This is a genomic window from Streptomyces nanshensis (genome assembly GCF_001751255.1).
GTDB lineage: Bacteria > Actinomycetota > Actinomycetes > Streptomycetales > Streptomycetaceae > Streptomyces > Streptomyces nanshensis_A.
On the sequence record NZ_LJGW01000325.1, the window covers coordinates 26,601 to 41,348 of the forward strand.

General features: G+C 72.4%; 9 protein-coding genes. 6 read left to right on the forward strand and 3 right to left on the reverse strand.

What is annotated here, in order from left to right:
* The first annotated feature begins 91 nt into the window (after window positions 1-91).
* Together AN218_RS19185 and AN218_RS19190 are read left to right on the forward strand one after the other, a co-directional pair.
* Window positions 92-4,072: an ABC transporter ATP-binding protein gene (locus AN218_RS19185; protein WP_070018129.1), complete on the forward strand. Its 3,981-nt coding sequence runs from the start codon at window positions 92-94 to the stop codon at window positions 4,070-4,072.
* Window positions 4,073-4,123: 51 nt separating this feature from the next.
* Window positions 4,124-6,961 carry a glycosyl hydrolase family 65 domain-containing protein gene (locus AN218_RS19190; protein ID WP_079132340.1) on the forward strand — a complete coding sequence of 946 codons (2,838 nt, stop codon included), beginning with the start codon at window positions 4,124-4,126 and terminating at the stop codon, window positions 6,959-6,961.
* Between the two features lie 60 nt (window positions 6,962-7,021).
* On the opposite strand, the gene AN218_RS19195 is transcribed toward AN218_RS19190, so the two are convergent.
* Complete coding sequence (locus AN218_RS19195) at window positions 7,022-7,525, reverse strand: NUDIX hydrolase (RefSeq protein WP_070018114.1); 504 nt, start codon at window positions 7,523-7,525, stop codon at window positions 7,022-7,024.
* Window positions 7,526-7,709: 184 nt separating this feature from the next.
* Here AN218_RS19195 and AN218_RS19200 point away from each other — a divergent pair, with 184 nt between their 5' ends.
* A complete protein-coding gene (locus tag AN218_RS19200) occupies window positions 7,710-9,119 on the forward strand; it encodes a S28 family serine protease (RefSeq protein WP_070018116.1) in 1,410 nt (469 codons plus the stop codon).
* 141 nt (window positions 9,120-9,260) lie between these two features.
* Here AN218_RS19200 and AN218_RS19205 read toward each other — a convergent pair whose 3' ends face one another.
* Both AN218_RS19205 and AN218_RS19210 read right to left on the reverse strand, forming a co-directional pair.
* Window positions 9,261-10,124, reverse strand: coding sequence for a sugar phosphate isomerase/epimerase family protein (locus tag AN218_RS19205; RefSeq protein WP_070018131.1), 864 nt, complete (start codon window positions 10,122-10,124; stop codon window positions 9,261-9,263).
* 97 nt (window positions 10,125-10,221) lie between these two features.
* Window positions 10,222-11,508, reverse strand: a complete 1,287-nt coding sequence (locus AN218_RS19210; protein ID WP_070018118.1) for a LacI family DNA-binding transcriptional regulator — start codon at window positions 11,506-11,508, stop codon at window positions 10,222-10,224.
* A gap of 339 nt (window positions 11,509-11,847) precedes the next feature.
* On the opposite strand from AN218_RS19210, the gene AN218_RS19215 reads away from it, so the two are divergent.
* The 3 genes from AN218_RS19215 to AN218_RS19225 form a co-directional block, all read left to right on the forward strand.
* A complete protein-coding gene (locus tag AN218_RS19215) occupies window positions 11,848-13,047 on the forward strand; it encodes a Gfo/Idh/MocA family protein (RefSeq protein WP_070018119.1) in 1,200 nt (399 codons plus the stop codon).
* Window positions 13,048-13,084: 37 nt separating this feature from the next.
* Window positions 13,085-14,053 (forward strand): DUF6807 domain-containing protein, encoded by a 969-nt coding sequence (locus AN218_RS19220; RefSeq protein ID WP_070018121.1) that lies wholly within the window; start codon window positions 13,085-13,087, stop codon window positions 14,051-14,053.
* Between the two features lie 29 nt (window positions 14,054-14,082).
* A partial coding sequence (locus AN218_RS19225; RefSeq protein ID WP_070018123.1) for a cupin domain-containing protein occupies window positions 14,083-14,748 on the forward strand: 666 nt, incomplete at its 3' end.

Genomic DNA, 14,748 nt, shown 5'->3' on the forward strand with positions numbered 1-14,748 from the left:
CGCCCCCGGGACTCCCGGCGGTCCGCCCGGCACGCCCCGTCCCGGAGGTGACGACTCCGCGCGCCGCCCCGAGCGGGGCTGGGCGCGGCGGCTGACCGCGTACTGCTGGCGCTACCGTCGCGCCGTCGTACTCTCCGTCGGCGGCTCGCTCGCGGGCATGGGCGTCATGGCCCTCGTACCGCTGCTCACCAAGGTGATCATCGACGACGTGGTCGTGGGGAACGGGGGCGGCCTCGCCCTGTGGATCGGCCTGTTGCTGCTCGCCGCCGCGGCCGTCTACGTGCTCACCTACATCCGCCGCTACTACGGCGGCCGGCTCGCCCTCGACGTCCAGCACGATCTGCGGACGGAGATGTACCGGGCGATCATCCGCCTCGACGGGCGCAGCCAGGACGAGCTGTCCACGGGTCAGGTCGTCGGGCGCGGTACGAGCGATCTCCAGCTCGTGCAGAGCCTGTTGTTCATGCTGCCGATGATGATCGGCAACGTGCTGCTCTTCGCCGTCGCGCTCGTCGTGATGCTCGTGCTCTCCCCGCTGCTCACGCTCGTCTCGCTCGCCGTCTTCCCCGCGCTGTGGTGGATCGCCAACCTCAGCCGCACGCGTCTCTTCCCGGCCACCTGGTACGCGCAGCAGCAGGCCGGATCCGTGGCCTCGGTGGTGGACGGGGCCGTGACCGGCGTACGGGTCGTGAAGGGCTTCGGGCAGGAGGAGCAGGAGAAGCGGAAGCTGCGCGACATCAGCCGTGAGCTGTTCGCGGCGCGGCTGCGCACCGTACGGCTCAACTCGCGCTACACGCCCGCCCTGCAGAGCGTGCCGTCGCTGGGACAGGTCGGGATGCTGGCGCTCGGCGGCTGGATGGCCACGCGCGGGGAGATCACGCTCGGCACGTTCGTCGCCTTCTCCACCTATCTCGCGCAGCTCGTGGGGCCCGTGCGGATGCTCGCGATGATGCTGACGGTGGGGCAGCAGGCGCGCGCGGGCGTCGAGCGGGTCTACGAACTCATCGACACCGAGCCGCAGATGAACGAGCGGCCCGACGCGCGCGAACTGCCGGCCGACGCCGAGGCGTCCGTCGAGTTCGACGACGTGGGCTTCGGCTACGAGCGGCTGGACGAGACGGAGCTTCCGGACGGGGCGGTAGCGGACGCGGACGGGGAGCCGGACGGCGCCGGCACCGGCGCCGGAAGGCGCACCGGCAGGGTCCTGGACGGGTTCCGGCTGCGCGTGGAGCCCGGCGAGACCGTGGCCGTCGTCGGCTCCAGCGGCAGCGGCAAGTCCACGCTCGCGATGCTGCTGCCGCGCTACTACGACGTGACGAGCGGCGCCGTACGCGTCGGCGGGCACGACGTACGCGATCTGACGATCTCCTCGCTGCGCTCCGCGATCGGGCTCGTACCGGAGAACAGCTTCCTCTTCTCCGAGACCATCCGGGAGAACATCGCCTACGGCGCCCCCGACGCGAGCGAGGAGCAGATCCGCGCCGCCGCCCGCGTCGCACAGGCCGACGGCTTCATCGCCGAACTGCCCGACGGCTACGACACGATGGTCGGCGAACAGGGCTTGACCCTCTCCGGCGGCCAGCGCCAGCGCATCGCGCTCGCCCGCGCCGTCCTCACCGATCCGCGGCTGCTGCTCCTGGACGACGCGACCTCCGCGGTCGACGCCCATGTCGAGTACGAGATCCACGAGGCGCTGCGTAGCGTGATGGCGGGCCGTACGACGCTGCTCATCGCACACCGGCAGTCCACGCTCGCGCTCGCCGACCGGATCGCCGTACTGGACCGGGGACGTCTGGCCGACGTCGGGACGCACGAGGAGCTGACGGAGCGCTGCGCTCTCTACCGGCGGCTGTTGACCGACCCGGACGAGCTGGGCGAGGTCGACCGGGACCCGGCAGGCCGAGTGCACGGCGGGGCGGCGGTCGTCGCGTGTACGGACACCTCCCGTACGGACACAGCCGAGGTGACGGCCGATGTCCCGGCCGCGATCACGGCGGCGACCCCGACCCCGACCCCGACTCCGACCGCGCCCGCGTCAGCGGACGGTGTGACGCCCGAAGGCGGCGTCACCCCCGAGCTGTGGGTGCGCGAGGACGGCGACTCCTCCGGATCCGGCCCCGGCGCCGCCGGCCGCGCCGACCTCGCCGGCGCCCAGGCCGGACGCGCGGGAGGCTTCGCCGCCGAGCTGGCGTCCATGCCCGGCAGCCCCGAACTCCTCGCCCGCGTGGCCGCGTTGCCGCCCGCCGAGGACGTACCGGAGGTGGACGAGGAGCGCGCCGAGCGCCCTGAGAAGTCCTACGGTCTGCGGCGTCTGCTGCACGGCTTCGGCCTGGCGCTCACCGTGGCCCTGTTCTTCGCCGCCCTCGACGCGGCGTGCGGGCTCGCTCTGCCCGTACTGATCCGGGACGGCATCGACGACGGTGTGCAGAAGGCGGCGCTCGGCGCGGTCTGGACGGCCTCTGCGGTCGCGCTCGTCGTGGTCGCGGGCCAGTGGGCGGCGCAGTACGCGTCGATGCGGCTGACGGGCCGCACCGGCGAACGGGTGCTGTACGCGCTGCGCGTGAAGATCTTCGCGCAGCTCCAGCGCCTCGGACTCGACTACTACGAGCGGCACTTGGCCGGTGCGGTCATGACGCGGATGACCACCGACGTGGACGCGCTGTCGACGTTCCTGCAGACGGGCCTGGTGACGGCCGTCGTCTCCGTCTTCACCTTCCTGGGCATCCTCGTCGCGCTGTTCGTGCTCGATCTGCAGCTCGCCCTGGTGGTCTTCGCGACGCTGCCGGTGCTGATCGTCGGCACGGTCTACTTCCGGCGGCACAGCGTGCGGGCGTACGAACTGGCGCGTGAGCGCGTCAGCGTCGTCAACGCCGACCTCCAGGAGTCGGTCGCGGGCCTGCGCATGGTGCAGGCGTTCCGCCGCGAGCGGCGCGGCACCGCCCGCTTCGCCGAGCGCAGCGACGGCTACCGGCAGGCGCGGGTGCGCGGGCAGTGGCTGATCTCGGTGTACTTCCCGTTCGTACAGCTTCTCGCCTCGCTGGCGACGGCGGGCGTGCTCGTCGTCGGGGCCGGACGCATCGACGAGGGCACGCTGACCGCGGGCGGCCTGGTGGCCTATCTGCTCTACATCGAGCTGTTCTTCTCGCCCGTCCAGCAGCTCTCCCAGGTCTTCGACGGCTATCAGCAGGCCTCCGTCGCGCTCGGCCGCATCCAGCAGTTGCTGCGCGAGGAGACCACGACGCCGGCGCCCGCCGAGCCGGTCGACCCGGGCCCGCTGCGCGGCGAGATCACCTTCGAGAACGTGCACTTCCGCTACGCCACGGCCGAGGGCGGCACCCACGAGGAGGAGGCGCTCTCCGGCATCGAACTGACCGTTCCGGCGGGCCAGACGGTGGCGTTCGTCGGTGAGACGGGCGCGGGCAAGTCGACCCTCGTCAAGCTGGTCGCCCGTTTCTACGACCCGACCTCGGGCGCCGTGCTGGTCGACGGCGCCGATCTGCGCACGCTGGATCTGGCCGCCTACCGGCACCGGCTCGGCGTCGTCCCGCAGGAGCCGTATCTCTTCCCGGGCACGGTGCGCGACGCGATCGCCTACGGACGTACCGACGCGAGCGACGCCGAAGTCGAGGCGGCGGCACGGGCGGTGGGCGCCCACGACATGATCGCCGGGCTCAGCGGCGGCTATCTGCACCCGGTCGCCGAACGCGGACGCAACCTCTCCGCGGGGCAGCGGCAGCTCGTCGCACTCGCCCGCGCCGAACTCGTCGCGCCGGACATCCTGCTCCTCGACGAGGCGACCGCCGCGCTGGACCTGGCGACGGAGTCGCTGGTGAACCAGGCGACGGACCGGCTGTCGGTACGGCGTACCACGCTCGTCGTCGCCCACCGGCTGACGACGGCGGCCCGCGCCGACCGGGTCGTGGTCCTGGACCACGGACGGATCGTGGAGGACGGCACGCATGCCGGACTGCTCGCGCGCGAGGGCCGGTACGCCCGCCTGTGGCGGACCTTCGTCGGGGGTACGGAGCCGTCCGGAGCACACGTGAACGGCAAGCCGCGGTCAAAGGTTTGACCGGAAGCGCGGGGCGTTGACCGGATGTGTGCACAAATCTAGGTTCGCCCCATGTTCGGTTCCCCGCGCCCCCCACGCCTGTCCCGACGCCCACGCCTCGCCCGTTCCCCTCGCCCCTCCCTGTCTCCGTCCCCGTCCTCGTACGCCTCCCGCTTCCCCCGCCTCACCCGCCGCCGTGCCCGCCTCGTGCTGCCGCTGCTCGCCTGCGCGCTGGTGGCGGCGGTGCCGCAGGCCCCGACGACCGTGCCGCAAGGGGGAGTTGCCGGTTCCGCGCGGCAGCCGGGCTCCGGCGAGGACGGCCGCGCGGGCTGGGTGCTCACCTCGCACGACAAGAAGCACGGCGGCAGCTACCGCCCGTACGTCGGCAACGGCTACCTCGGCCAGCGCGTCGCACCGTCCGGCTCGGGCTACAGCGCCGGCGGTGAGAAGTCCGGCTGGCCGCTCTACACACCGCGCTACGACGGCTCGTTCGTCGCCGGGCTCTTCGGCGACAACCAGGCCACGGGCAAGAACAAGCAGACGCTCGCCGCCGTGCCCACCTGGACGGGCATGGACGTCGCCACCGGCGGCGGCTCCGGCGAGACCTTCTCCTCCGACACCTCCGCCGCCCGCGTCTCGCACTACCGCCAGTCCCTCGACATGCGCCACGGCCTGGTGCGCACCTCGCTCACCTGGACCGCGCGGGACGGCCGCGCCACCGACCTCACCTACGAGGTGCTCGCCGACCGCCGCCACCGGCACTCCGCGGCCGTACGGGTGCGGATGCGGCCCCACTGGAGCGGCGAGGCCCGCGTCACCGACGTCCTCGACGGCCGCGGGGCGCGCCGCGTCTCGCAGACCGGCGGCGGCGACCGCACCTCCGGGAGCGCGGCCCGGCACGGCGGGCAGCGGACCATGGACGTCGCCTTCCGCACCCACGGCACCCACGTCGGCGGAGCCGTCGCCTCCACGCTGCGCCCCGGGCCGGGCGTCGGCGTGACGGACGACCACAAGGCCCAGCCGGCGAAGAAGCTGACGGCCAAGCAGAGCTTCTCCTTCACCGCGCGCAAGGGTGCCTCGTACGAGTTCACCAAGTACGTCGGCGTGGACACCGCCCACACTTCCGGCGCTCCCGAACGCAGCGCCCTCACCGCCTCCCGCAGCGCGGCGGCGCGCGGCTGGGAGCGCGTCCACGCCGCGCACTCCGCAGCCTGGGAGCGGCTGTGGCACAGCGACGTACGGGTGCCGGGACGCCCCGAGTTGCAGAAGTGGCTGCGCTCCGCCCAGTACGGCCTGCTCTCCGGAACCCGGCGCGGCAGCGACGACAGCATCGCGCCGGCCGCGCTCACCAGCGACAACTACGCGGGCGCGATCTTCTGGGACGCGGAGACGTGGATGTATCCGGGCCTGCTCTCCGGCCACCCCGACCTGGCGGCGTCCGTGCTCGACTACCGCTACCGCACCCGCGAGGGCGCCCGCGCGAACGCGCGCAAGCTCGGGTACAAGGGCCTCTTCTACGGCTGGACTTCGGGCCGTGACGGCGATCTGTGGAAGGAGTGCCACAGTTGGGACCCGCCGCACTGCCGCACCCAGAACCACCTCCAGAGCGACATCGCGCTCGCGGCCTGGCAGCACTACCTCGCCACCGGCGACCGCGCATGGCTGCGTGAGCGCGGCTGGCCGCTGCTGAAGGGCATCGCGGAGTTCTGGACGAGCCGCGTCCACAAGAACGGCGACGGCAGCTACTCGATCCGCGACGTCGCGGGGCCCGACGAGTACAGCAACGGCGTCGACGACGGCGTCTTCACCAACGCCGGAGCCGCCACCTCCCTCCGCCACGCGGCCCGCGCCGCCCGCCTGTTGGGCGAAGAGGCCCCGAAGGAGTGGACGAGGACCGCCGCGAAGCTGCGCATCCCCTACGACAAGAAGAACAAGGTCTTCGAGCAGTACGACGGCTACGGCGGCTCCACCATCAAGCAGGCCGACACAGTGCTGCTCCAATACCCCCTGGAATGGCCGATGTCCAAGGCCGACGCCCGCCGCACCCTCGACTACTACGCCTCCCGCACCGACCCCGACGGGCCCGCCATGACGGACTCCGTGCACGCCGTGGACGCCGCGGAGAACGGCGAGCCGGGCTGCTCGGCGTACACGTATCTCAAGCGCTCCGTCGAGCCGTTCATGCGCAGCCCCTTCGCGCTCTTCTCCGAGGCGCGCGGCGAGAAGGCCGGCGCCGCCGACCCGCACTCGGGGCAGCCCGCGCAGGACTTCGTCACCGGAAAGGGCGGTTTCCTCCAGGTCTTCACACACGGCCTGACCGGACAGCGGCTGCGCGAGGGCGCGTTGAAGCTGGACCCGATGCTGCCGCCGCAGCTCTCCCGGGGCGTGACCCTGACGGGACAGCACTGGCAGGGACGTACGTACGACGTCGAACTCGGCGCGGAGCACACCACGGTGCGCCTCACCCACGGCGAGCCCTTCACGGTCGAGACGCCGCAGGGGAAGCGGACGGTCGGCCGCGGGACGCCCGCGGTGCTGGAGACCCGCCGCCCCGACCGGGAGCCGACGGCGAACCTCGCGCGCTGCCGGAAGACGAGCGCCTCCTCGCAGGAGTCCGGCATGTACGCGAGCGCGGCGGTCGACGGCAACGCCGCCACGTCCTGGACACCCGACGGGAAGAAGGGGTCGCTGACCGTACGTCTCGCGCGTACCGCCGACGGCGCCCGCATCGAGCCGCAGTGGGAGGGAAAGCCCGCAGGCCACCGCGTCCAGGTCTCGGCGGACGGCAGGCACTGGCGTGACGCCGGCGGGGACGCGCGGCCGCTGCGCTACGTACGGGTGACCGTGACCTCGAAGGACGCCGAGAAGCCCGCCGGGATCGAGGAGTTGAGGGTCACCGAACGGAAGTGACCGCGGGGCCGGTGGCTGCGGACAACCGGGCGGACTGCCGGGCCGCCACGGGCGGTGGGCTCACTCCGTGCAGAGGCCGACGATGTACTCGTCGACCGTCTGCACGGGCCCGCCGCCCGGCAGTGGCTCCCCGTCCGCGCGCCAATGCACCGCGGAGACCTCGCTGTTGGGCGCGAACGCACGCGGCCGGTCGGTGCTCGCCGCGAACACCCCGCCGTACAGGACCCGTCCGGACGCGCCCAGCGCCGTGCGCGTATGACCAACGAACCGCAGCTCGCCGGCCCGGAGTTGCTGGCCGGTCTCCTCCCACAGCTCCCGCACGGCCGCCTGCCTCGGCGTCTCGCCGGGCTCGATTCCGCCGCCCGGCAGCTCCCAGCACTCCCGTTCGCGCTCGTAGACCATCAGCACCCGTCCGCGGTGCCGCAGCACGACCAGCGCGTAACCCATGGGCGCGTCCGCGAACTCGGCGTTCTCGGGCATCTCCCGCGCGTCGTGGAAGGAGAGCAGCGCCATGCCGCGTGGCCCCGTGGCCAGCGGCTGCGGCCGGTGCGTGGAGTCCGTCATGGAACGCAGCCTAGGGCGTGTCCGCCACGTCCCGTCTGGGGCGCGGGATCCGGTGTGCCGTACGGGACTTCCGGGGCGTCTGATGTAACGCAAGCGACATCTCGTGCAGGGGCGACAGATCTGGCGGTGCGGGTTTCCTGCCGGTAGGTTCACTGCGACCTTTGACGGATCCAGGGGAGAGCGCATGCGAAGAACGCTCAGATGGACGCTGTCGCTGGCGGTGCTCATAGGCACCGCGGGCGCCGGTGGTGCGTCGATGTCGGCTGCCACAGCGGCCGACACCGACATCAAGGACCGCATCCTCGCTATCAAGGGGATGAGCTTCATCGAGGAGAAGAAGGTCGACGGCTACCGCTTCTTCATCCTCAACTACGAACAGCCGGTGGACCACAGGCACCCCGAGAAGGGGACCTTCAAGCAGCGGATCTCCCTGCTGCACAAGAGCGAGGACCGTCCCACCGTCTTCTTCACCTCGGGCTACGACCTCAACCCGGAGCCCAAGCGCAGCGAGCCGACGCAGATGACCGACGGCAACCAGGTCTCCATGGAGTACCGGTTCTTCTCGCCGTCCCGGCCCGACCCGGCCGACTGGTCCAAGCTCGACATCTGGCAGGCGGCCGGCGACCAGCACCGCATCTTCAAGGCGCTGAACAAGATCTACGGCGAGCGCTGGATCTCCACGGGCGGCAGCAAGGGCGGCATGACGGCGACGTACTACCGCCGCTTCTTCCCCAAGGACATGGACGGCACCGTCGCCTACGTCGCGCCCAACGACGTGAACAACGACGAGGATTCGGCCTACTACCGCTTCTTCGAGAAGGTCGGCTCCAAGGAGTGCCGGGACAAGCTCAACGCCACCCAGCACGAGATCTTCGACCGCCGCGGCGAGATGGTGAAGAAGCTCAAGGCGCTGGCCAAGAAGGAGGGTTGGACCTTCAAGCTGGCCGGCAGCGCCGACAAGGCCTTCGAACTCGTCTCGCAGGACCTGGTGTGGGGCTTCTGGCAGTACCACCTCGAAGAGGAGGAGTGCGACCAGGTCCCCTCCACCAAGGCCAAGACGCAGGAACTCTTCGACTGGGCCAATGAGATCGGCGGCTTCGAGGCCGGCGCGGACCAGGGCATGGAGCCGTACACGCCGTACTACTACCAGGCCGGTACGCAGATGGGCTCGCCCGACTACGAGTCGCCGCTCCTGGACGACGTACGCAAGTACCCCGGGCTCAACAAGCCCCGTACGTACGTGCCTCGGGACATCCCGATGACGTTCGACCCGAAGGCGATGAAGGACGTCGACAAGTGGGTGCGCGGCCACGCCTCCCGGATGCTCTTCGTCAACGGGCAGAACGACCCGTGGAGCGCCGAGCCGTTCAGCGTCGGCAAGGGCACGAAGGACGCGCACGTCTTCGTCGCGCCCGGCGCCAACCACGGCGCGAGCATCGCGCTGCTCGGCGACAAGGACAAGGCCGAGGCGACGCGTTCGCTGCTGAAGTGGGCCGGCGTGGAGCCCGCCGAGGGCGCGGCGCCGAAGCGGCTCACGAAGTACGACGCGGAACTGGACCGTCCCGCGAAGCAGGAGCGCGTGCTGCGGCCGTAAGGCCGTCGGGCCGTGCGGCCACCGCGGCGGCAGTCACTCCGCTCGCAACACCGGTGCCCGGCCGGGGCGTTCGCGCTCCCGGCCGGGCACCGGTGCGTACGGGGACGGGGGTGCGGGGCGTGTGCCTCGGGCCCCGTCCCGTCAGTCCTTCGGCATCAGCGACAGCAGATGATCCCGTACGCCCGGGAGCAGTTCGGGCAGCTCCCGTACCTCCGGATACCAGCGCTTCTCGTACTCCCAGCACAGCCACCCGCGGGACGGGTCCGCCCGGTGGCCCGTGGTGGCGCTGCCTCCCGAACCCACCGCCCCGATCGGGTCGCCGGCGTCGCCCGAGCGCGTCAGCAGCTCCACGATCTCGCGCAGCGGCAGCACGCCCTCGCCGGGCGGGAGCGGAGTGGTGTCCTCGGCCGACGCGACGTCCTTGACCTGCACATAGCCGAGGAACGGTGCGAGGAGACGCCGGCTGGCCCCCGGTTCCTCGCCGGAGCGCCAGGTGTGCAGAACGTCCCACAGCGCACCGGCCGAGGCGTGGCCCACGGCCGCGAGGACGCGCGCGGCGTCCTCGCCCCTGCTGTGCGAGTCGTGTGTCTCCAGCAGCAGCCGCACCCCGAGGTCGGCGGCGACGGGTGCCAGCGCGGCCAGGCGACGGGCGGCCGTCGCGTCGGCCTCCTCGGGGCCGCTGTCGCCGCCGCCGGGGAAGACCCGTACGAAGGGGGCGCCCAAGTCCCGTGCCAGCTCCAGCAGTTCCTGTGCGTCGGTGAGGACGGCGTCGTCGTCGCCCGGCGCGGCCATCTTCGCGTACCCGGCGATCGCCAGGACCTCCACGCCCGCCGCCTTGAACTCCTCCACCACGTCGACCCGCTCGGCGAGCGTGAGCCCCGTGTGCACCGGCTCCTCCGGGTGGGCGCGCAGCTCCAGCCCCTCGAAGCCGGTGTCGGCCGCGAGGCGTACGGCGTCGTGCACGGGAAGGGACGGGATGCCGAGGGTGGAGAAGGCGAGTCGCATGAGCACAGCGGAACAGATGCGCATGCGCTCGTACAAGCTCCGGGCGTCAACCGGACGCACGTGCCTCCCCGCTGGGACGTCGCGGGGCCCGTGCAGCTCAGCCCCGGCGCCCGGCCGGCGGCGCCGTCGAGCCGCGTGCCATCAGCTCGGTGCGTACGGTCGCGACGCCGCCCGGGGGCGGGGCCTCGCGGCCCAGGGCGAGGCGTCCGGCGCGTGCGCCCGCGTCGTGCAGGGGGATGCGGACGGTGGTGAGCGTCGGGCTGGCGTCGGCGCTGAAGGGCAGATCGTCGAAGCCCGCGACGGAGACGTCCTCGGGGATGCGCAGACCCTGGTCGCGCAGGGCCGCGCAGATGCCCAGCGCGACGGTGTCGTTCGCGGCGAGCACGGCGGTCAGATCGGGGACGCGGCGCAGCAGTTCGAGGGCGCCGTCGTAGCCGGAGGAACGGTCGTACGCGCCGCCGTGCACGGTGAACTGCTCGGCCTGGGCGAGGAGTTCGGGGGCCGCGGCACGCAGCGCCTGCCGGTGGCCCTCCAGCCGGTCGCGGGTCGTGGTGCGGTTCGCGGGGCCCGTCACATAGCCGATGCTGCGGTGGCCGAGGGAGAGCAGATGCTCGGTCAGACGGCGGCTGCCGCCGCGGTTGTCGAAGGCGACGGTGACGATGCCGTCCCCCTCGCCGGCGGCGGACGCGGTACCGGTCCCGGTGGCGGTGGCGGGTGCGGTGCCCGTACCCGTGCCCGTACCGGGGGAGGGGCGGCCGTCCTCGGCTATCCGCTCCCTTTCCTGCCGGTGCTCCTGCCGCTGTTCCTGCCGGCGTTCCTGCCGGGCCCGCCGCTCGCTCTGCTCGTGCTGCTCCTGCTGTTCGCGCTCCTGCTTCTCCGCCTCCGGGGCGAGCGGCGGCCGTCCGCACAGCACGATCCGTGTGCCGCTCGCCGCGAGGCGGCGCAGCCTGGTGGCCAGCGCGGCGCCGTGCTCCTCGTCCTCGACGCCGCTGCCGGTGAGGACGACCGCGGCCGCGCGCTGCCGCTGGAGGTGCGTGAGATAGGTCAGTTCACGCTCGGTCGAGCCGCCGGTGTTGCAGACGACGGCGAGCTTACGGGCTCCCGGGCCGCCCTCTCCGCCCGTGCCCATCTCGCTCTGCACGGCGCTGGCGATGATGCCGAAGAAGGGGTCGGCGATGTCGTTGACGAGAACGCCGACGAGGTCGGAGGTGGCCGCGGCGAGTGCGCTGGCCGGGCCGTTGACGACGTACTGGAGTTCCTCGACCGCGCGCATCACCCGTGTCCGAGTGGCGCCCGCGACGGGGTAGTTGCCGCTCAGCACGCGTGAGACGGTCGCCGCCGAGACCCCTGCTCGCGTCGCCACATCGGCCAGAGTCACTGCCATCCAGTCCTCCGTTGTCCACAGTCACGTGATGATGCCGTCGGAAACCGCCCCCGCCGGGCGGACGCGGCAGGAGCGCGGCAGTGCGGCCGTGCGGTGGCGCGGTGACGCCGACGGCGCGGAAGCACATCGGCGCAGTACACGCGGTACGCCCGCCCCTGTCGGTGCCCGAACGCGCCCATATTCTCACCCCGCGTGTTCGTTGGTGACCGCAACCGGTTCCCTGGTCTGTTTTCTGCTGCACGCTTTCGTCCCGTCGTGCACGGGTCTTGTCCTGTCATATCAAGCGGCCGTAGTGTCCACGCACGGCAAGCGCTTTCTCCACCGACGGGAGCCCGCTGCATGCCAGTTGACGGAACTCCCCTGCGCGCGGCCGTCGTCGGGACCGGCGGCATCGTCACCGACAGCCATCTGCCCGCGCTGCGCGCCCACTCCGCACGCGTACGGCTCGTCGCGGCCGTGGACGTCGACGACGCGTCCCTCTCCGCGTTTCTCCGCACAGCGCATGCCGCGCTCGGCGAACGCGTCGCCGGATACCGGGAGTTGGCCGCGATGCTCGCCGCCGAACGGCCCGATCTCGTCCTCGTCGGCACACCGCCCGCGCTGCACGCGACGCAGACCGTCGCCGCGCTGCGCGCCGGGGCGTGGGTGCTGTGCGAGAAGCCGCTCTGTCTCTCGCTCGCGGAGTACGACACGATCGCCGCCGAGGAGGGGACGGAGGGTACGGAGGGGCCGGGTGGTACTCAGAGCGCGGCGGGCTCCGGCCCTCAACCGGGCGCCGTCGACGGCCCGTTCGCCTCGTGCGTCTTCCAGCACCGCTACGGCTCCGGCGCCGCACACGCGCGTGACCTGCTGCGCTCCGGCCGCCTCGGACCGCCGCTCGTCGCCCACTGCCAGACGACCTGGTATCGCGACGCGGCGTACTACTCCGTTCCCTGGCGCGGGCGTTGGGCCACCGAGGGCGGCGGGCCGACCGTGGGCCACGGCATCCACCAGATGGACCTGCTGCTCCATCTCCTCGGCGACTGGCGGGAGATACGCGCGATGGCGGGGCGGCTCGCGCACGACGTCGAGAGCGAGGACGTCTCCACCGCCCTCGTCCGCTTCGAAAGCGGCGCCCTGGCCACCGTCGTCAACAGCGTGCTCAGCGCGGACGAGGTCAGCCGCATCCGCATCGACTGCGCCGACGCCACAGTGGAGTTGACGCATCTCTACGGCCACGGCAACGACGACTGGGCCTACACCCCCGCCCCGCACGCACACGGGCTGCGCGCGCCGGACGCGCACTGGCGCACCCCCGCCGCCGACGTGCCCAGCTCGCACGCCGCCCAACTCGGCGGCTTCCTCGACGCGATGGAGAAGGGCGAACGCCCGCCGGGCAGCGGCCGGGACGCCCGCCGTACGCTCGAACTCCTCGCCGCGCTCTACAAGTCGGCCTTCACGGCCGCCCCCGTACACGCCGGTGAACTCTCGCCCCGCGATCCGTTCTACTGCGCCATGCACGGCAACCACCCCGACTGGGCACCCAGGGAGCACTGTTGAGCACACAGCGAGGGACGCGGATGAGCGGGAGCGGCGGATGAGCGGGTTCGGCGCAGGCGACGGCGACGACGTGCGCGCCGGCCTCCCCGTCACCGTCACGCACACGCACGGCGAACGCGTCACCGTCGCGGCGGGCGGCACCGAGCTGATGGCGTACGTCTACGCCCCCGACCCGGTGGCGTTCGAGTCGCGCAAGCCGTACGCGCATCCGCTGCGCACCCTCGCGGGCAGCGTCGTCACCGGCTACCGGCCCAACGACCACCGCTGGCACAAGGGCCTCCAGATGACGGCCAGCCATCTGTCGGGCCAGAACTTCTGGGGCGGCAACTCCTATGTGCACGGCTCGGGTTATCTGCCGCGGCACGAACTCGTCGGCTCCATGCGGCACGACGCCTTCGAGAGCTTCGAAGTCTCCGCCGACAGGCTGGACTTCACCGAACTGCTCGCCTGGATCCCCAACAGCGGCGAGGAGTGGGCGCGGGAACGGCGCCGCGTGGCGCTGCACTCGGTGGACGAGCTGAGCAGCTCGTACGTCCTCGACTGGTCCATCGAGCTGACCAACACCCGTGGCGCACCACTGGAGTTCGGCTCGCCCACGACGCACGGCCGCGAGATGGCCGGCTACACCGGGCTGCACTGGCGCGGGCCGCGCGACTTCACCGGCGGCCAGGTGCTCTCACCGGCCGGGCCGAGCACCGACGAGGAGATGATGGGGCAGTCCGCCGAGGAGCACCCCTGGATCGCCTTCACCGGCGAACACGACGGCTACGACGGGCAGTCGACGCTCGTCTTCGCGCACGCGCCCGGCAACGAGGACTCGGTGCACCCCTCGCACTGGTTCGTGCGCTCCGAGCCCGTGCCGACGGTCGCCTTCTCGTGGGCGTTCTTCGAGGAGTTCGTCCTGCCGCCGGGCGGCTCGTTCGCGTACGGCTACCGGCTGCTGGTCGCCGACGGCGCCCTGGACGTGGACGGCGTGGAACGCCGACTGGCCGCGGTTCCCCGGTGAGCCGGGGCGGCGAGAGGAGGGAGAGAGCCATGGGGGAGCGGACGCCGGGTGCCCGACTGCCGGGCGGCATCGGCCTGTCGCACGTCTCCGCGTACGACTGGGAGGCGCCCGACGGCATGTGCGGCGGCAGCCCGCACATCCATCTCGCGTGCACCGAGGCGTACGTCGTCACGGCGGGCGAGGGTTCGGTGCAGACGCTGACCGTCGAGGACGGCTTCACCGAGACGCGGCTGGAGCCGGGCGTGATCGCCTGGTTCACACCGGGGACGGTGCACCGGATGGTGCACGGCGGCGACCCCGGGCCGGGCGGATCCGGAACCGGCGGACCCGCCCGGTCCGGCGTCTCGGGCGAGGCGCGCGGCGGCGGACTGCGGGTGACGGTGCTGATGCAGAACAGCGGCCTCCCGGAGGCAGGCGACGCGGTGTTCACCTTTCCGCCCGAGGTGCTGGCCGACCCCGGCGCGTACGCGGCGGCCGCCGCCCTCCCCGCCACGGGCGGCCCGGAAGCGGAACGGGCCGCACACGAGCGGCGCGACCTCGCCGTCCAGGGCTTCCTTCAGCTCCGGCAGGCGCTGGAGGAGGACGGCGACGCCGCCCCGCTGCTCGCCTTCCACCGTGCCGCCGTACGGCTCGTGGCCCCCAAGGTGGCGGAGTGGCAGGCCCGTTGGCGCGACGGCGCGCTGGCCGCAGCGGAG